The sequence below is a fragment of the Lysinibacillus sp. NPDC096212 genome, from assembly GCF_044763105.1.
Taxonomy (GTDB): Bacteria; Bacillota; Bacilli; order Bacillales_A; family Planococcaceae; genus Lysinibacillus.
Genome location: NZ_JBIWFQ010000002.1, coordinates 106,025 through 123,139 on the forward strand (window position 1 = coordinate 106,025; position 17,115 = coordinate 123,139).

At 35.3% G+C, this 17,115-nt stretch carries 17 protein-coding genes; 11 read left to right on the forward strand and 6 right to left on the reverse strand.

Translation table 11 applies throughout. The features are described 5' to 3' along the window. Positions 1 to 776: 776 nt before the first annotated feature. From ACIQ7T_RS02205 to ACIQ7T_RS02225, 5 genes are all read left to right on the forward strand, one after another. The gene (locus tag ACIQ7T_RS02205; RefSeq protein WP_370075749.1) at positions 777 to 1,364 is read left to right on the forward strand and encodes a TetR/AcrR family transcriptional regulator; all 588 of its coding nucleotides are present in this window, start codon (positions 777 to 779) and stop codon (positions 1,362 to 1,364) included. Positions 1,365 to 1,366: 2 nt separating this feature from the next. Then, positions 1,367 to 2,209, forward strand: coding sequence for a CPBP family glutamic-type intramembrane protease (locus ACIQ7T_RS02210; RefSeq protein ID WP_370075747.1), 843 nt, complete (start codon positions 1,367 to 1,369; stop codon positions 2,207 to 2,209). Positions 2,210 to 2,556: 347 nt separating this feature from the next. Beyond that, positions 2,557 to 3,186, forward strand: a complete 630-nt coding sequence (locus ACIQ7T_RS02215; protein WP_402868348.1) for a TetR/AcrR family transcriptional regulator — start codon at positions 2,557 to 2,559, stop codon at positions 3,184 to 3,186. A 32-nt stretch (positions 3,187 to 3,218) separates the two neighbouring features. Continuing rightward, positions 3,219 to 3,416, forward strand: coding sequence for a hypothetical protein (locus ACIQ7T_RS02220; RefSeq protein WP_370075743.1), 198 nt, complete (start codon positions 3,219 to 3,221; stop codon positions 3,414 to 3,416). 21 nt (positions 3,417 to 3,437) lie between these two features. Next, positions 3,438 to 3,671 carry a hypothetical protein gene (locus tag ACIQ7T_RS02225; RefSeq protein WP_370075741.1) on the forward strand — a complete coding sequence of 78 codons (234 nt, stop codon included), beginning with the start codon at positions 3,438 to 3,440 and terminating at the stop codon, positions 3,669 to 3,671. Between the two features lie 569 nt (positions 3,672 to 4,240). On the opposite strand, the gene rpsD is transcribed toward ACIQ7T_RS02225, so the two are convergent. Continuing rightward, positions 4,241 to 4,843 (reverse strand): 30S ribosomal protein S4, encoded by a 603-nt coding sequence (gene rpsD / locus ACIQ7T_RS02230; protein ID WP_370075739.1) that lies wholly within the window; start codon positions 4,841 to 4,843, stop codon positions 4,241 to 4,243. Positions 4,844 to 5,305: 462 nt separating this feature from the next. Here rpsD and ACIQ7T_RS02235 point away from each other — a divergent pair, with 462 nt between their 5' ends. Then, positions 5,306 to 7,186, forward strand: coding sequence for a sensor domain-containing diguanylate cyclase (locus ACIQ7T_RS02235; RefSeq protein ID WP_402868350.1), 1,881 nt, complete (start codon positions 5,306 to 5,308; stop codon positions 7,184 to 7,186). 90 nt (positions 7,187 to 7,276) lie between these two features. Here ACIQ7T_RS02235 and ACIQ7T_RS02240 read toward each other — a convergent pair whose 3' ends face one another. Then, positions 7,277 to 7,756, reverse strand: coding sequence for a GAF domain-containing protein (locus ACIQ7T_RS02240; RefSeq protein ID WP_402868352.1), 480 nt, complete (start codon positions 7,754 to 7,756; stop codon positions 7,277 to 7,279). Between the two features lie 24 nt (positions 7,757 to 7,780). Then, a complete protein-coding gene (gene hisJ, locus ACIQ7T_RS02245) occupies positions 7,781 to 8,575 on the reverse strand; it encodes a histidinol-phosphatase HisJ (protein WP_402868353.1) in 795 nt (264 codons plus the stop codon). 190 nt (positions 8,576 to 8,765) lie between these two features. On the opposite strand from hisJ, the gene ezrA reads away from it, so the two are divergent. The 5 genes from ezrA to ACIQ7T_RS02270 all read left to right on the forward strand — a co-directional run bounded on the left by ezrA (position 8,766) and on the right by ACIQ7T_RS02270 (position 14,600). Then, a complete protein-coding gene (gene ezrA, locus ACIQ7T_RS02250) occupies positions 8,766 to 10,457 on the forward strand; it encodes a septation ring formation regulator EzrA (protein ID WP_370075731.1) in 1,692 nt (563 codons plus the stop codon). A 226-nt stretch (positions 10,458 to 10,683) separates the two neighbouring features. After that, positions 10,684 to 11,148, forward strand: a complete 465-nt coding sequence (locus tag ACIQ7T_RS02255; RefSeq protein WP_370075729.1) for a GNAT family N-acetyltransferase — start codon at positions 10,684 to 10,686, stop codon at positions 11,146 to 11,148. A gap of 718 nt (positions 11,149 to 11,866) precedes the next feature. Beyond that, the gene (locus ACIQ7T_RS02260; RefSeq protein ID WP_370075727.1) at positions 11,867 to 13,021 is read left to right on the forward strand and encodes a cysteine desulfurase family protein; all 1,155 of its coding nucleotides are present in this window, start codon (positions 11,867 to 11,869) and stop codon (positions 13,019 to 13,021) included. Positions 13,022 to 13,023: 2 nt separating this feature from the next. Then, complete coding sequence (gene thiI, locus ACIQ7T_RS02265) at positions 13,024 to 14,232, forward strand: tRNA uracil 4-sulfurtransferase ThiI (RefSeq protein ID WP_370075725.1); 1,209 nt, start codon at positions 13,024 to 13,026, stop codon at positions 14,230 to 14,232. Positions 14,233 to 14,387: 155 nt separating this feature from the next. Beyond that, positions 14,388 to 14,600, forward strand: coding sequence for an alpha/beta-type small acid-soluble spore protein (locus ACIQ7T_RS02270; RefSeq protein WP_049667479.1), 213 nt, complete (start codon positions 14,388 to 14,390; stop codon positions 14,598 to 14,600). A gap of 232 nt (positions 14,601 to 14,832) precedes the next feature. Here the strand turns inward: ACIQ7T_RS02270 and thiE are convergent, their stop codons facing one another. Genes thiE through thiM form a run of 3 tightly spaced genes read right to left on the reverse strand, consistent with a single transcriptional unit; the run spans position 14,833 to position 17,034 of the window. After that, the gene (gene thiE, locus ACIQ7T_RS02275) at positions 14,833 to 15,465 is read right to left on the reverse strand and encodes a thiamine phosphate synthase (protein WP_402868356.1); all 633 of its coding nucleotides are present in this window, start codon (positions 15,463 to 15,465) and stop codon (positions 14,833 to 14,835) included. Next, entirely contained in the window at positions 15,455 to 16,279 is an 825-nt protein-coding gene (thiD, locus tag ACIQ7T_RS02280; RefSeq protein WP_402868358.1) for a bifunctional hydroxymethylpyrimidine kinase/phosphomethylpyrimidine kinase, read from the reverse strand. Before thiD ends, thiE begins: the two co-directional genes overlap by 11 nt. Next, complete coding sequence (thiM, locus tag ACIQ7T_RS02285; protein ID WP_370075719.1) at positions 16,279 to 17,034, reverse strand: hydroxyethylthiazole kinase; 756 nt, start codon at positions 17,032 to 17,034, stop codon at positions 16,279 to 16,281. The genes thiD and thiM overlap by 1 nt, the downstream gene beginning before the upstream one ends. Positions 17,035 to 17,115: the final 81 nt, after the last annotated feature.

The window sequence follows — 17,115 nt, forward strand, 5'->3', positions numbered from 1 at the left end:
ACAAAAAAGTTAGCCTTGTTTTTTGATTGGAGGAAGGTTGAATTGTCTAGGGATATTGATTTTAAAATGGTTTAAGAATTGTTTTCCTATGAAAGTAAAATATATTTTTGGGAAATGTGTTCTATTTTAAAGAAGTATTGAATAGTAAATAACTGATATTTTGTTTTTACTATAATAGTAGTGGTTAAGTCGTTTTTTTATTGAGTAATTACTATTTTAAAGTACATAAAATAGTCATAATTTACAGAATATTTAAATTAAATTCTTTTTCTTTTTGAAATGTTTAAGGAGAGCCATAATGCAAGCAGTAAATAAGGAATGACCGTATATCCAAGTAATGCGCACATATAGACAATTGCTTTTGAACCTAAACTTATAGGAGGATAACCACTGTGAGCATTAAAATGATATACCTCCTGCTCATATCCGAACCAAATAGCTACTAGCAAAAAGCCTAATAATAGGAGAGCTAGTGAAGCCTTTTTATGAGAAGTGATATGCAGTAGACTTTCTTTAAAAGTAATTGGACGCTTAATTCCCTTGCTTTGATGTTTTTACCATCACAGTAAGTTCAGAAACCCCCATTATTTCCTCTTTTATTCCGATATTTCCCATTTAGACTTTCATAAAGATAAAAGGTTCCTTTTTTATTGATATTTACAAAAGGGAATGAAAACTTATTAAAGTTTTCATTTTTAGGGCACTTTTCAGGGATATTTGCAATTTTATTGAATACAATTTCAATGAAAATATTTTCAATAAAAGGATGGGTAAAAATGTCAATTAGACATGAACAAAAAGAACAACGAAGGGCTTTAATTTTACAATCTGCATTAGATTTGTTTATTCGGAAGGGGTACGGTGAAACGAAAGTTGCTGATATTGCTAAAGCTGCTGATATGAGCATGGGGCTACTTTTTCATTATTTTGACTCTAAGGAAAAGCTTTATGAAGAGTTAATTCGCATAGGGTGTGAAAGACTCAAGTTGGATTTTAATTTTATGAATGAATCGCCATTGGCAATTTTTACAACGGCTGCTGAGGATTTGTTTGACACGATCCGTACAAACCCATCTGCAGCAAAAATGTTTGTGCTAATGGAAAATGCACAGCATCTTGATTCCTTGTCGGAAGATTTAAAAGAAATGCTTACGGAAGCAGATAAATTAATAAAAAAGAGTATTTCATTAATAGAGAAGGGGCAATTACTAGGAGAAATTAAACAGGGAAATGCTGAGGCACTTGCGGTAGCATTTTGGTGTTCTATACAAGGAATCGCCCAATACATTGCGCTGCATCCCGAAACTCCTTGTCCCAATTCAATGTGGGTTATTTCAATCCTTGAAAACAGGGAGGCGAATTAAAAGTGAAAACTACACGGAACTTAATAATCTTTATAGTTGTTGTTTTGCTATGTGGTTGGCTTGGTGTTTTTGTAGATCGCTCCATCCCTGAACAGCCTAAAGGTGACACGCTTGGGATGGGAATTTGGCTAGTATTTCCGCTGCTGACAACTATACTGTTACGTGTCTTTGCAGGAGATGGGTGGCGAGATATAGGCTTATTACCTAATTTGAAAGGCAACATAAAATGGTATATTGTCTCGCTCCTAGTCTATCCTGTCATCACTACTATAGTTTTGTTAGTAAGCTATATATTTGGCTGGATGGATTTTTCGGATTTTAATTTGGATGCATTAATTTCAGTTTTTGTTGGTGGTTTACTGATCCAATTTGTTAAAAACTTTTTTGAGGAATCCGTTTGGAGAGGTTATTTGACAAGTAAACTTTTAACGTTAAAGGTAAATGATTTTTGGTTGTATCTTATTGCTGGTGGTGTTTGGGGAGCTTGGCATATCCCGTATTTTTTAGTGTTCTTATCAGAAAGTGACATCTTTAGTGTACTTCCTGTAAATAGGTGGCTATTTGCGTTGATAGGTATTGTGACGATGATTTGCTGGACAGTAATGTATACAGAAATTTATTTAATGACGAAAAGTATTTGGCCACTTGTCCTTATGCATATGACAGAAGATGCGCTTGTGAATCCACTTATTCTTGATGGATATATTAAAATTTCTCAGGGAAAAGAATTTCTTGTTTCTCCAACGGCAGGCATTATTACTACAATTCTTTACCTAATGGTAGGGCTTTTATTGCGAACTAAACGAAAAAAGTTGGAGAGGGAAATTCACGTACCCATTTTTTAGTTGAGATTCAGCAGGAATACCATATTTCATAGCTAATAATTTATAGCCTAAAGTACCTTCTAAATATTCTTTAACAACTTTTAATTTAAATTCATCCCTATATTTTGTCAGAAAAAAACACCCCAAAAGTTAGATTTTCAATTCTAACTTCTAGGGTGCGGCACCGTGGAGGGCTTTTTTCAGCATGATTAAGCCATTTCTACTTTTGCATTTGTTTCATCTTAAGTTTTATAAAATTAATAAACTTGTAAGGAATGAGTAAGAAAAAAGAGACAATCGATTCGTACAATTAAAGTATGAAATGAAAGGGGCTGATCTAAATGATACTAATTAGAGGAACTGATCTAATGATTAAAAATTTTACTGAGGAAGATATTCCATTAGTTAAACAAAAGTTACGTGAAAGTTGTGCTCAGAGTTGGAAAACGAAAGGATACAAATTAACTAGCATCGATACACTTACTAATGAAGTTGGCATATCAACTGAATTTTTTTACAGGCTATATAAAACAAAAGAAGAGCTCTTTCTAGAAGTACTGTCGATGATTCAAAATCAATTGAAAGAACAATGGCACTCTATGATAGAGACTAACTCAGGTATAGAAGGGTTTAAAAAAGCTATGAACTGGCTTTTTGAAGAGTATGTAAAGCATCCTACATTATATAATTTCAACAATCCAGATTATCATTTGTTTTTAAAAAAGCTACCTAAAGAAAAAATTGAAAGTCTAAGAGAAAATGATAAGAATTTTTTTGATGAAGTTTTAGAGCGTTCAAATCTAGATGTGAAAATTTCAAGAGAAAAAGCATATGGGATCTTTAGCACACTTTTATATACCGCAGCGATGAAAAAAGATTTAGTTTGTAACAAATGCGAAATATTCAATTTTCTACTCGATAGTTCAATATATCAAATTTTTACAAATTCATTTTCTTTAGCAAACAAAAATCTTACTAATGACCATTGTGTAAACTAACTGAAACAAACATTAAGATTGGGGGATTTGCTTTGAGAAATTTAATATTAGATATCTTGCAACAAAATAGTTCTATAGGAATATTCAGCTACATATCAATTGGGCTTGCACTTGTGGTGTTTATTATTGGATTGCTTTGTATTTTAAAAAAGAAAAAATATGGCGTATATGTATTGATTTCCAGTTTCTTGCTATTAGTAAATCCCGCTATTGATTTTTTATTCAATTAATTCTAACGGAGGTAAACTAAAATGATTAAACAATTAGATACTGCTCTGAGTAAGGTAAATAAGATGGTTAGGGTAAATGTGAAAACGCCAAAAGTAACAAAATCAAAACTGAAATATAGTAGGTATTTCACAACTGTCGTAGGAGTAGGAGGATTAACATTGGGAATTATTGGTCCATCGAAATCGTTGTTAGTTCTCGGGACAATAGGTATTTTGAGTTCTATTGCAACAACAAATGAAATAAGAAAAATTTAGAATGCTGAACTGTGCTAGGTCAAGGAGAATAATAAACATGTATGAAGCGGCTTGAGCCCGGGATTTTAAAGGCTCAGGTCGTTTAATCGTTTCTGCTAGCATATTAATGGATATAGTATCAATCGCATAAAATGATTTCTTGACGTTTGTTTGAGAATAAATATTTAATTAAATGAATAGGAAATTAAAACTTTTTCCATTGATAAACGTATTAAATAAGAGAAATAGTAGGAGGTGAAATTTTGGAAGAAAAAGTACAGGGAAAACAAAAGTTTAATCCGATTTTTTATCGAAGAGGCTATCGACTAAACAGATAGTTTCTTTTATTCTTCGGATCACTAGTTAACCCGAAAAAAAGATTGAAGCAATTAGCCTCAATCCTACTCACGCATTCCTATACACACATTCACCGTAATTTATTAGCACCAATCTTCCCCCAATGTCAGCCCAAAAATAACAATATTTAATGCATGATTGTGCATTGTCGATAAAAAAGCAAAAACCCTAGAAAACCTTGATATAAAAGGTTTTCTAGGGTTTTCTAAACTACTCTTTGCAGAGCAATTTAATTAACGAGAGTAGTACTCTACGATGAATGCTTCGTTGATTTCAGCTGATAATTCAGAACGCTCTGGAAGGCGAGTGAATGTACCTTCTTTTTTGTCAGCGTCAAATGTTAAGTAGTCAGGTACGAAGTTGTTTACTTCGATTGCTTCTGCTACTACAGCAAGGTTTTGAGATTTTTCGCGAAGAGAAATCGTTTGACCTGGTTTTACGCTGTATGAAGGAATATCAACGCGTTTGCCATCTACTAAGATGTGGCCGTGGTTTACTAATTGACGAGATCCACGACGAGTACGAGATAAACCTAAACGGTAAACTAGGTTGTCAAGGCGAGTTTCAAGAAGAACCATGAAGTTTTCACCGTGTACACCTTTCATTTTACCAGCGCGGTCAAATAGAGTACGGAATTGACGTTCGTTCATGCCGTACATGTGACGAAGTTTTTGTTTTTCTTGAAGTTGTAAACCGTATTCTGATAATTTTTTGCGTTGGTTTGGACCGTGTTGACCTGGTGCGTAAGGGCGTTTTTCGATTTCTTTACCTGTACCGCTTAGTGAGATACCAAGACGACGTGATAATTTCCAAGATGGACCTGTATAACGAGACATATTGTTGTCTCCTCCTTTAAATTTGGTTTTTTTGTTGTAAAACAAAAACCAGTAGTACCCATTCTTATACGTATTTTATTTTCATGTATTTTCGCCTATGCAGCCGTTAGGTTACGCAATACACCGTCTATTTGTTTAGAATCTGTTTAGTTATTCTAAATAAAATAGAGGAATAAAATACAGTAATAAGCTCATACCACTGCTGCGTTTATTTTACACAAACTCCATTGTAACGGCTTATTACATAGACGTCAATTATTAGACTAACTATTTTCGTAAAAGTGTAATAGTATAAATTTCCTCTTTATACATATTTCGATATATAAGAGTAGTTAATGGTACAGTGTGGAATGTAAAATGTAAAAGTAAAATAGAATAACATAGTCAAAATGACACAAATTATGTATACTATACTATAAGTTAATAGTATTGATTTGGACGTTATATAGAAAAGGTGATTTCATGACAGACCATTTACAAACGCTAAAATATATAAAATCAGATGTTTTGAGCATTTGGGTGAGTTCTAAGGAACAAGCCGGTTTTAATGGGTATTTTCACCCATTAGAACGGTGTCTAAAGAAGCACTTTGGAATTGTAAATGTGGCGTTTCTCGGTTTAGAAGGTAATTCTTTAATACCTGTTGAAGAAATGGCTACTGTAACAATTGAAACAAAACTAAATGCTGTGTCATGGTTAATGATTGAAGCTAGCTTTTATCAACAGAAGTTGGTAAAAGTCCCTTATATATTAAAAGAAAAAGAAGCATATACGATGATGACAGATATGGTGCTTTTACAAGCAGAAGGCAAAAATCCAATTGGTGTGCTACTCGTTGAGGCAACCGATGCTTGGACAGACTTTATGACTTCGGATTACGGAGAAAATTTTGTCGAAACGCTCACGAAGGCTTTTCAGATCATTAGAGAAAATTTCGAAGTAAAAGTGAATGAAGACCAATATAGAAAATTGTACAATATGACAGATTTATTTCATTCCACTATGGATATTGATTTAATTTTAGAAAATGTCTTGAAAAATATTAAGGATAATTTCCCGGAGTTTAATGTGGAGCTTATACTATCGAATGATCAAGACCGCCATACGACTATCGATATTAAGCTATTTGATTACTTATCTGAAAGACCTGCGACAATTGAGGCTTTTGTCTCAGGAGAGCTGACGACGGAGCTTGCAAGCGATTTGAATTGTCGATTATTAAACGCCCCTATAAAAGGGAGACAAGCTATTTATGGTATTTTACAAGTAAGTGCACCTACAACATATCTTTTTTCAACGACTGAAAAAGATTTTGTACGAATGCTAGCACAAGCATCTGGAAATGCACTAGAAAATGCAAAATTATATCATCAATCACATCGCCTTGTAAGTGATTTACAACTCATCAATGAAACATCGCATCGTTTAAATATGAGGATTGACATAAATGAAATGTTACTTTTCCTCCAAAAACAGTTAATGAAATCTTTTCAACCAATGGAAGTTTGTTTCGCTTTTAAACATAATGACACCTTTAAAGTGACGGATGCGAGTACAGCCTTTTTCAATGCAGAGAAGGGTCAAACATATATAAAACATGTTGAACATCATTTTGAACATTCCAACGATCCACTATTTATTGCCGATTTCAGTCGATTAACCCCTAATCAAATTGAATATCGTTCAATTATGGCAATCCCGATTTTAATGGAAGAAAAAATTAATGGCTTTAGTATTGTGTTACACAAGGAGCCATATTTCTTTTCATTTGATAGCTTTAAATTAATGCAATCATTAATCCATCACTCTTCTTTAGCAATTGCAAACTCAATACTACGTAATCAACTTCAAGAAATGGTAGATTTGGACCATTTAACGAAATTATATGCAAGAAGTTATTTAGACCAATATGTAGAAAAGTCTCTTAAAAATGATCAATCAGGGATGTTCTTACTCATTGATATTGATAATTTTAAACGCATTAATGATACGTATGGTCACCAAATTGGTGATAAGATTCTTAAGCAAATTGCGGTACAGTTAAAAGAAATGATTGGAGTTCGTGGTATTTGTGCACGCTGGGGTGGAGAAGAAATGTCTGTGTATATCCCAAATATTGATGAGAAAGAAGCAATCGAATTAGCAGCAACAATCGTTGCAATAATTCCAAATACAACAGATCCTCAGGTGACTATTTCAGCAGGTCTCATAACATGGGACGAACAGTACCATCCAGCGTTTCAATCTGTTTTCCTACATGCAGATACAGCGCTTTATGAAGCGAAAAACAGTGGTAAAAATCGATTTTGTATTCATGATCGATCTTATCAAAACAATTTATAATGTAATAAAAAAAGTTGGTTTTGAAAATAAAACATCAGCCTTATGCGCTGAAATGCCCTGAAATGACAATAAATCATTTCAGGGTATTTTTTATAAATGGAGAAGTAAGGTTTTTACGAATACCTCTAACCCCTCTTGATCTTCCTTTGAAAAGCGGTTTGTGATTGGACTGTCGATATCAAGAACACCGATGACCTGTCCTTCTTTTATTAAGGGAATAACAATTTCGGATTGGGATGCGGCATCACAAGCAATATGCCCTGGGAAGTCATGTACGTCTTTTACCACTATAGTTTCTGCTTTGCCTACAGCTGTTCCACAAACTCCGCGTCCAATTGGTATTCTGACGCAGGCAGGTAAGCCTTGGAATGGCCCTAATACAAGTTCATCCCCCTGTAATACATAAAAACCAACCCAGTTAATGTTCGGTAGGAATTGATTTAGTAAAGCAGAGGCGTTGCTTAAATTAGCAATGCGATCGCTTTCTCCAGTAAGTAGGGCATCTAACTGTTTTGCTAATGTATTATATTGCTCGGCAATTGGCCCTTCATAATTAATTTGTGTAAACATAATAGCACCTCGTTTGAAAGTTATTTATTTTGGATATATAACATTATAGTGTTGATGTAAATCAGCAACACTATGAGCATCTGAACCAAAAACAATTGGTAGCCCAATAGATTTACTATAATCGATAAAGGTAAATGGTGGATAAGGTTCCTGACAATATGTTTTACTTAAACCAGCGCTATTTAAATCTAGCTCATAGCCTTCTGCTTTCATTAAATCTAATACTTCTCGAATCCGCGTAGAATCATCAATTTTCATTTTATGTGCTAATTGAAATTTGTGAATAAGTGAAGGATGCCCAATGCGTTTAGGCTTGTATTGCCCTAAATCTGCTTTAATGGATTGTAGGACGGTATCGTAATATAAATTATACACTTGTTCAATAGAGCCCACTTTTTTTGAAAAAGCCATAAAGCTTTCTGGAGAAAAGTCTATGCATTCAAAGATATTTTGCCATTGTAAAAAATGGACTGATAAAATAGAGTCATCTAAAAAGTGTCCATATGTATCAAGAAATTGACGAGTTTCTTGTTCAAAGCCTTGAATATAGTCAACCTCAAGACCGATATGAATGCGAATGTCTTGTGCGTACTCCTTTTGAAGGCACTGTAAATCTTCAAAATAAGGCATTAAAAATTCTGGATTCATACCACTATCTTGCTGAGGTGTAGGGTCAGTAAAATTCAAAGGTAATGGTGCGTGTTCTGTAAAGGTAATATCTGTAAAGTTGTGAGAAATTGCTTTTTCAATATATTGCTTAAATGAATCAGAAGTACCATGTGGACAATACGGACTATGAACATGGCCGTCACATTTCATAAAATTACCACTCCTTTAGCTTTTGGATCAAACACTTTTATTTGCGCAAATTGTTCAGAATTTAAGTAGGTGTTATTCTTGAAAGGCGTAAATACATAAAAAACACTCAAATTTTAGTACAAAAGGCGATAACATAGTATATAATAAATACAACTAGCCAATTCGTTTATTGTAGAATAGGAGGCTTACGATGGAGTATATCATCATTCCGGTTATCCTACTATTAATTTTAGCGATAGTAGGATTTATGATGCGACGAAAACATACAACAATCATTGCTAAACTTGAAAATGAAAAATCACAAATACAAAACAATCCCATAAATGAGGAAATTTCAAAAGTTAAATCTTTGAACATGAACGGTGAAACGGAAGAGATGTTTGAACGATGGCGAAATAGCTGGGATGAAGTCATCGATGTACATATGACAAAAATTGATTCACTTTTATTTGATGCAGAGGATCAAATCAATAGACTTCGTTTTAAGAAAGCAACGTTAATTGAACGTGAGATAGAAGATTACATTCAAAAATGTGAACAAGATAAAGATAAAATCTTAGAAGAACTAAATGAATTAATTGGCAGCGAAGAAAAAAATCGTATTGAAATTGAACAATTAAAAGAATACTATCGCTCTGCACGTAAAACATTGTTAGCTCACCAACATTCATTTGGTGTAGCATTACCGGCTCTGGAGAAAAAGCTGGAGATGTTTGTTCAAAAGTTTGAGGAATTCGATGTGCTTACTAGCGAAGGGAATTATTTGCAGGCTCGAGAAATTGTTATTGGCTTGAATCAAGAATCACAACAGACATTTGAATATATTAATGATGTCCCAGCAATTTTGACTGAATTGCAAGTAAAACTACCAGGCGCGGTACAGGAATTACGTAGTGGCCAGCGTGAAATGGAGGAGCAATCCTACTATTTACAGCATTTAGAGCTAACTAAGGGGTTCGATAAATTTGATGAAGAATTTGCGACATTAAAAAATGAATTAGCAGAGCTTAATTTAACCGTTGTTAAACCACGTGTAGCTGAAATAAATGAAGAGATTGATCACTTTTACGATCTACTTGAAAAAGAAGTTATTGCTAAAAATTATGTTGACCAAAATTGTGATCGTTTATTAAGCTCAATTACTAATGTTATTAGTTCAACAAGATTAGTAAGTGATGAAGCAACTTTTGTGCAGCAAAGCTACCGTTTAAATGAAAAAGATGCAGAAATTCCAAAAGCTGCGTTAAAGCAATTAGAGGCTTTACAACGTCGCTATGATTTATTAGCGATGCGTGTTAGAGAGGAAAAATCCGCATACTCAAGTTTGCAGGAAGAATTGATTGAAATTAACGAGGAACTTGAACATATTCATGAGGAGCAAGGCCATTTATCAAATACGATGAAGAAGCTCCGAATTGATGAAAACAAGGCTCGTGCACAAGTAGAAAGCTTAAAGAAAACGTTACAAGAAACAGATCGGCTATTGAATAAGGCTAATATTCCAGGTATTCCTGAAGAGATGGATGCCCGTCTAGATGAGGCAGCAGAGCATATTTATGTAGTTATGCAAAGCCTTCAAGAGGTACCACTCAATATGGGAACAGTCCATAACAATTTAAATGCTGCAACACTTTGCGTAGAGGATGTAAAAGCGAAGGCGAATGAATTGATTGAAAATGTAATGCTGATTGAACGTATTATTCAGTATGGTAATCGTCATCGTGCAACAAATCCAAAATTGCATACTCGTTTAAGAGAAGCAGAAAAATCCTTTAATCAATTCCGCTATTCCAAGGCATTAGAAGAGGCTGGAACGGCAGTTGAAGAAATGGAGCCAGGTGCTTTAAAGCGAATTCAAGAACTTGTAGCAGAGAAACAATAACTAAATAGTCAAGTATAATAAAAAAATACATCAGCTGTCTAAAAGGTATAGTTATTACTTTTTAGACAGTTTTGTTATTAAGATGCAAAATTTCTCTAAACCTACGATTTTAGCGCCTTGAAATGTTTGAGGAAGCTACGCATTCGTGATAAAAGGGAAATGGAGCGGGAAGCTTCACATGATGTCTCACTACGATTTTGATTAAAAACTAATAGAGGTGGTCATAATGCAATTTTATATTCGGGAAATGAATGAAATTTTTGCGACTGATATTTTGAATTGGAAATATGAAGAACCATATGATTTTTATAACAATGATCTATGCGATGAATCTCTAAAAGAAATTCTTGAAAGTCCGTATTATTCAATTGTCAATGATCAAGAAGAGCTAGTTGGTTTTTTCTGTACAGGAACATCAGCACAAGTACCTAAAGGACGTGATTATGGTGCGTATTTAGACGAGTGCATTGATGTGGGGATAGGGATGAAGCCTGAGCTAACAGGAAAAGGTTGCGGTTCAGAATTTTTTTCATTTATTTTAAATCAGCTACAACAAGAAAATCATAGTCCTATTCGTTTAACAGTAGCTACATTTAATACAAGAGCCATTCATCTTTATGAAAAATTAGGTTTTACAAAAGTCATGGAATTTACAGCTTCAACAGAATTTATAACAATGAAAAAAGGTTAAAAATAAGCGTGTTGACTAAGGTATATTGTGGTGAAGTCCGCCTTCAATATGGTGGTAAAATATAGTATAAATATGGCTGCTGAAAGTTGAGGATGGCATTTATTTAAAGCATATGTCATGTATATAAGTTGATTGGAGTGGAGGTTGGGCGACTCCTTGGGGATCAGCAATAGAGGAACGAAGGCTAAAAGCATCACGTCCTGTGATAACGCCTTCGTGACCAACATCCTGCTGCTGACGCTACGTTAGCACTACGCTTTCGCGCAAAAAACATCCTGCTGCTGACGCTACGTTAGCACTACGCTTTCGCGCAAAAAACATCCTGTTGCCCCAAGCGGCTCATCGGACGCCCCCAGGAAGCTCTGCTCTGAGCGAAAGCGAAGCGTCAGTAACAACTGTTTTCTGTAGCGAAAGCGAAGCGACAGCAACAAATGTTTTCTGTAGCGAAAGCGAAGCGACAGCTACAAAGCGCCCAGCCGGAACGGAAATCAACTTCACGTTATAGTAATAAGCCTAACAATGCAAAACCCAAATTTTTATACTCAGGAAACGTTCATAGTAAATTTTAATATGCCACTCTTAATGGGTGGTTTTTCACATTAAAAGCAAACAAATAAGTGATTAAATTAGGATAATTGTTAAAGTTAGTAGTCAATTGCTGAAGATTGCGTTATGATAAATACCGTTAAATCAACGTTTTGAAAGTGTGTGAATATTAATGGAAGTTAATACAATCTATTTAGACAACAGTGCAACAACAAAACCTTTAAAAGAGGTTATGCAAGCATTTATGGCAGTGAATGAGCAGTATTATGCCAATCCTGCTTCCATTCATGCAATGGGTGTTGAATCAAACGAATTGTTAATGCGTGCACGTGAGCAAGTAGCAGATATTTTGCAGACAGAAGCAAAAAATGTGCTATTTACATCAGGTGGTACTGAATCCAATAACACGGCTATATTTGGTTTAGCACGTAGCAATACACATAAAGGAAATCATATTTTAACAACTGAAGTTGAACATCCATCTGTTCTAGAAGCTGTTAAGCAACTTGAGCAAGAGGGTTTTGATGTTGAATACTTACAAGCCGATAAAAATGGAGTTATTTCTTTAGAGGAGCTTCGTACAAAAGTGCGCAAGGATACCATTTTAGTAAGTATGATGCATGTAAATAATGAAATGGGTGCTATCCAACCAATTTTTGAAGCTGCAAAAATTATTCATGAATCAAGTCGCGCAGCTTTTCACGTGGATGCTGTACAAAGCTTTGGAAAGTTACCGATATCATTTAACGATGATGATGGACCAGACTGTATTTCAATTTCTGGCCATAAAATTCATGGCTTTAAAGGTTCAGGTGTACTAGCATTTCGTAAAAAAATGAAATGGCAACCATATGCACTTGGCGGAGGGCAGGAGTTTGGTTTGCGTAGTGGAACAGTAGCTGTACCGCAAGCAGTAGCCTTATCTAAAGCAGCCCGAATAGCAGTAGAGACGATGAATGATCGTGCAAAAAAATATCGTCAATGGAATGAAGAAATATGCACGCAACTACGTGGCTATGGAGATGCAGCGCATATTTTATCAACCCCACAAGGTGCGGCACATATTTTATCTTTTAGTATTCGCGACTTAAAAGGTGAAGTCATTATTAATGCATTGCAAAAACGCAATGTAATTGTATCGACATCGAGTGCGTGCTCATCGAAACAGACAAAAACAAGCCATGTTGTTGAAGCTTTAAATATTGATGAGCACTTTAAAAAGGGTGTTATTCGTATAAGTTTTGGCGCACATGTAACAAATGAAGATATAGTAAAGTTTAAACAAGTGTTAGATGAAGTATTGATGGAACTTAAAGGAGAATTTTAAAAATGATTTGGAAAGAAATTTTAATTCGATATGGAGAGCTTTCTACAAAAGGTCGCAACAAGATGGATTTTATTCGTCGTTTACGTGAGAACATTCGTCATGCATTTGCAGATTTAGGGCATTTACACATTCGTACAGAGCGCGACCGTATGTTTATCGCCATTCAAGATGAAACACAAATGGACGTTCTATTAAAAGGATTACCTAAAATTTTTGGTATCCAATCATTTAGTCCAGTGGCAGCATGTGAAAAAGACATGGAGGCCATGAAAAAACTTGCTATAACAATTATGGATACATTTAAAAATGAGCAGCTTACTTTTAAAGTAGAAGTAAAGCGTACTGATAAAACATTTCCATTAGAATCACATGCCATTCAACGCGAAATCGGTGGTTATGTATTACCACAATATCAAAATTTATCAGTAAAGGTGAAAAAGCCTGATATCGAACTTCGTGTAGAAGTGCGTCATGACGCAACATATATGATGGCACAAGTTATTCCAGGTGCAGGTGGAATGCCTGTAGGTTCGAATGGTAAATCTTTATTAATGCTTTCTGGTGGAATAGATAGTCCTGTTGCTGGTTATTTAATGATGAAACGAGGAGTGCGCTTAGAAGCGATTCACTTCTTTAGTCCACCTTATACAAGCCAAAATTCATTGGAAAAAGTAAAGGTGCTTGCTAATGAATTAACGAAATTTGGCGCTAGTATTCGTTTACATGTTATTCCTTTCACTGAAATCCAAGTTCTTATTAAAGAAAAAGTACCTTCTAATGTATCGATGACAACAACTCGTCGAATGATGCTAAAAGTTGCTGACAAAGTACGTGAAGAAATTGGTGCGCTAGCAATTGTTACAGGTGAAAGTCTTGGACAAGTAGCGAGTCAAACCCTTGAAAGTCTAACAGCTATTAATGCCGTAACTAACACACCAATTTTACGTCCATTAATCTCATCAGATAAATTAGAAATTATCGATATTGCAGAGAAAATAGGCACATACGAAACGTCTATCCAGCCATTTGAAGACTGTTGTACAATTTTTACTCCAGCAAGTCCAAAAACAAAGCCAAAGCTTGAAAAGGTTGAGCATTATGAAAGCTTCTCGGATTTTGATGAACTAATCGAACGAGCAGTGAAAAACCGTGAAGTTTATATTTTCCCGAAAAAAGAGCAAGAAGCCGATAAATTTGCAGATCTTCTATAGAAGAAACTTGCGATTTCGTAAGCTAATGAGCCGACTCAAAGTCTTGAGTTGGCTTTTTTTTGTTCATTTCCTTCGGAGGTACAATTTACCTTTAAAATTTTTGTATTAAAAATCTAATATCGCACATTCTATATTCACAAGGAGGTGAGAGACACATGACTTCAACAAATCGCAGTTCAAACAAACTTGCAGTACCTGGTGTAGAGTACGCTCTAGATCAAATGAAATACGAAATTGCACAAGAATTTGGTGTTCAATTAGGAGCTGACGCTTCAGCTCGTGCTAACGGTTCCGTTGGCGGTGAAATCACTAAACGTCTTGTACAAATGGCTGAATCACAATTAAAAGGTATGCCAAACAACCAATAATTGCTTAATCAGCAAAAAATTAAAACCAGTGACCGTAAAAGGCACTGGTTTTAGTTTGTTTAAATTTTTTAATTTTTATCCCGTATTAACGGGCAGTAATTTATCTATATCAAAAGAGAAACGTTAGGTCCTCCCATTTCAATTCAATGAGAGCAAAGAAATAGGTGAGGCTAACTGCCCGTAAAAATCCGATTGGTGAAGACTAATAATCAGTGGGGTAAAAACGTTCACTTTATCCTACAAATGATTTAAATGTAGAGACTGTATTTGAAATATCCTCACTTTGGCAAATGGCAGAAATAACTGCTATTCCATCCGCACCTGCTTTAAATACCGTAGGAGCATTCGAGCAGTTTATGCCTCCAATTGCAACGATAGGGAGTTCAGGATATTGTATCCTAACTTGCTGTAAAAAATCAGTCCCACTAGGAGGATTGGCGTCACTTTTAGAAGTGGTTGAAAAAATCGGACCAATTCCTACATAATCAGCACCATATTGTAGAGCAGTTTGTAATTCAGCATGTGAATGAACAGAAACACCTAAAATCATATTGCCAATTTTATTACGCACCGTCGACACAGGAAAATCCTCTTGCCCAATATGAATACCGTCCGCTCTAAGTTTTATAGCCAGCTCGACATCATCGTTGACGATAAACGGAACATCATACTGTTGACAGAGCTTTTGACATTTGCGAGCAAAATCTTCATATGCTTGCCCAGTTAATGTATTTGGTCCTTTTTCACGATATTGAAACATAGTAATTCCAGATTGCAGAGCTTTCTCTAAAACGTTTAATGGCTCTTGTTTGAAAACATTACCTGTACCCATTATAAAATATAGCTGTAGATCGTCACGTTTCATGAATAATCACCTCACAGGAATCCTTCAAGTTTTGATAAGCAAAATGATTTGTAGGACCATGGCCATTACCAATAGATAAATTATGAGTTATTGCTAATTGAATAAATTTTTTAGCTTCCTCAATCGCTTCTTCTAAAGGTAGTCCCTGACCAATAAAAGCAGTTAATGCAGCGGAAAACGTACAGCCTGTACCATGCGTATTTTTTGTTGCAATACGAGTGGACTGCATGGAAAATGATCGACCATCTTGGAAAAATACATAATCAGTAGCATAACATTTATCCTCTAAATGACCGCCTTTAATAATGACGCATTGAACGCCCATTAGTAATAAGACCTTAGCTGCTTCTTTAATATCTGTTAAAGAATTGATTGTCCTTCCAGAAAGGGTTTCTGCCTCAGGAATGTTCGGTGTTACGACTGTTGCTAAAGGAAGCAAACAACTGCGTAATACCTCAATTGCTTCTTGCTGTAATAAACTTTCACCGCCTTTTGCAATCATGACAGGATCTACTATAAGCGGAATATTTCTTTCAGCTAAAATCTGTGCAATTGATTGAATTATTTCAGAGGAAAACAGCATTCCGGTTTTAACGGCACTTATTGAAAAATCCTCGACTAGCGCTTGGAGTTGTTTCTCAACAAAACTAACTTCAATTGGTAAGACATCCGATACACCAAGTGTATTCTGAGCGGTTAAAGCTGTAATAACAGACGTTCCAAACACCTTTAATTCCTGAAATGTTTTTAAATCAGCCTGTATGCCTGCACCGCCACCACTATCAGAACCAGCAATTGTTGTTACAATATGCATTATTGTTCACCACCCTTGGAAAGGCGATGTAGTTCGTTCAATACTGCAATTTGAAAATCGCCAATGTATGAAGTAGAAGAAGCGGCTTGTTCAGCCACTTTTTTATAAAGCGATAATGTTTCTACCAATTGGTCGAATGGTTTATTTCCTGCGACGTAGGATGCACAACAAATGGCGCTCAATAAGCAACCTGTTCCAGTAACTTCTGTCATTTGAAAATTTCCACCTGTAACCCATTGCTGATGTTCGCCATCAGTAATAAAATCCTTTTCACCGGTCACAATAACAATACAATCGTAGAGTTGAGCTACTTTTTGTGCCTCAACTTCTAAAGAAATTGAACCACTCCCACTATCTACGCCTTTTTGTTGCCATTCTACATCGGCTATAGCTGCAAGCTCTCCGATATTACAACGAATAGCCGCAAAATTTATTTCCTCAAGTAATTGTTGTACCGTTTGTTTCCGGTAAGTTGTTGCACCTGCAGCAACAGGATCTAAAATGACGGGAATACCAAGGGCATTTGCTTTTTTTCCAGCAAGTAACATTGATTCTTTCATTCGCTCGTTAAGGGTACCGATATTTATCAATAAGCCTGAGGAAATTGCGACCATTTCTTCAACCTCATGACTGTCATCTGCCATAACTGGTGAAGCGCCTATTGCTAATAAGCCATTTGCTTGAAAATTAGCCACAACATAATTAGTAATGCAATGAATAAGTGGATTTTGTTTACGGATAGTATGAAATACCATTTTAAGTCCTCCTTGTTGGATGGACGTAAGCGTGCAAAAAAGGCTCTTTTTCGTGTAGAAAAAAACACGCAAAAGAGCCTT

Excerpts from the sequence above, each read along its gene's own strand:
- hisJ (WP_402868353.1), bottom strand. The coding sequence starts at position 8,575 with ATGAAATGTGACGGCCATGTTCATAGTCCGTATTGTCCACATGGTACT.
- rpsD (WP_370075739.1), bottom strand. The coding sequence starts at position 4,843 with ATGTCTCGTTATACAGGTCCATCTTGGAAATTATCACGTCGTCTTGGT.
- thiM (WP_370075719.1), bottom strand. The coding sequence starts at position 17,034 with ATGGTATTTCATACTATCCGTAAACAAAATCCACTTATTCATTGCATT.
- thiI (WP_370075725.1), top strand. The coding sequence starts at position 13,024 with ATGATTTGGAAAGAAATTTTAATTCGATATGGAGAGCTTTCTACAAAA.
- ACIQ7T_RS02215 (WP_402868348.1), top strand. The coding sequence starts at position 2,557 with ATGATTAAAAATTTTACTGAGGAAGATATTCCATTAGTTAAACAAAAG.
- ACIQ7T_RS02255 (WP_370075729.1), top strand. The coding sequence starts at position 10,684 with ATGCAATTTTATATTCGGGAAATGAATGAAATTTTTGCGACTGATATT.
- thiE (WP_402868356.1), bottom strand. The coding sequence starts at position 15,465 with ATGAAACGTGACGATCTACAGCTATATTTTATAATGGGTACAGGTAAT.
- ezrA (WP_370075731.1), top strand. The coding sequence starts at position 8,766 with ATGGAGTATATCATCATTCCGGTTATCCTACTATTAATTTTAGCGATA.
- ACIQ7T_RS02205 (WP_370075749.1), top strand. The coding sequence starts at position 777 with ATGTCAATTAGACATGAACAAAAAGAACAACGAAGGGCTTTAATTTTA.
- ACIQ7T_RS02235 (WP_402868350.1), top strand. The coding sequence starts at position 5,306 with ATGACAGACCATTTACAAACGCTAAAATATATAAAATCAGATGTTTTG.
- ACIQ7T_RS02260 (WP_370075727.1), top strand. The coding sequence starts at position 11,867 with ATGGAAGTTAATACAATCTATTTAGACAACAGTGCAACAACAAAACCT.
- ACIQ7T_RS02225 (WP_370075741.1), top strand. The coding sequence starts at position 3,438 with ATGATTAAACAATTAGATACTGCTCTGAGTAAGGTAAATAAGATGGTT.
- ACIQ7T_RS02240 (WP_402868352.1), bottom strand. The coding sequence starts at position 7,756 with ATGTTTACACAAATTAATTATGAAGGGCCAATTGCCGAGCAATATAAT.
- thiD (WP_402868358.1), bottom strand. The coding sequence starts at position 16,279 with ATGCATATTGTAACAACAATTGCTGGTTCTGATAGTGGTGGCGGTGCA.
- ACIQ7T_RS02270 (WP_049667479.1), top strand. The coding sequence starts at position 14,388 with ATGACTTCAACAAATCGCAGTTCAAACAAACTTGCAGTACCTGGTGTA.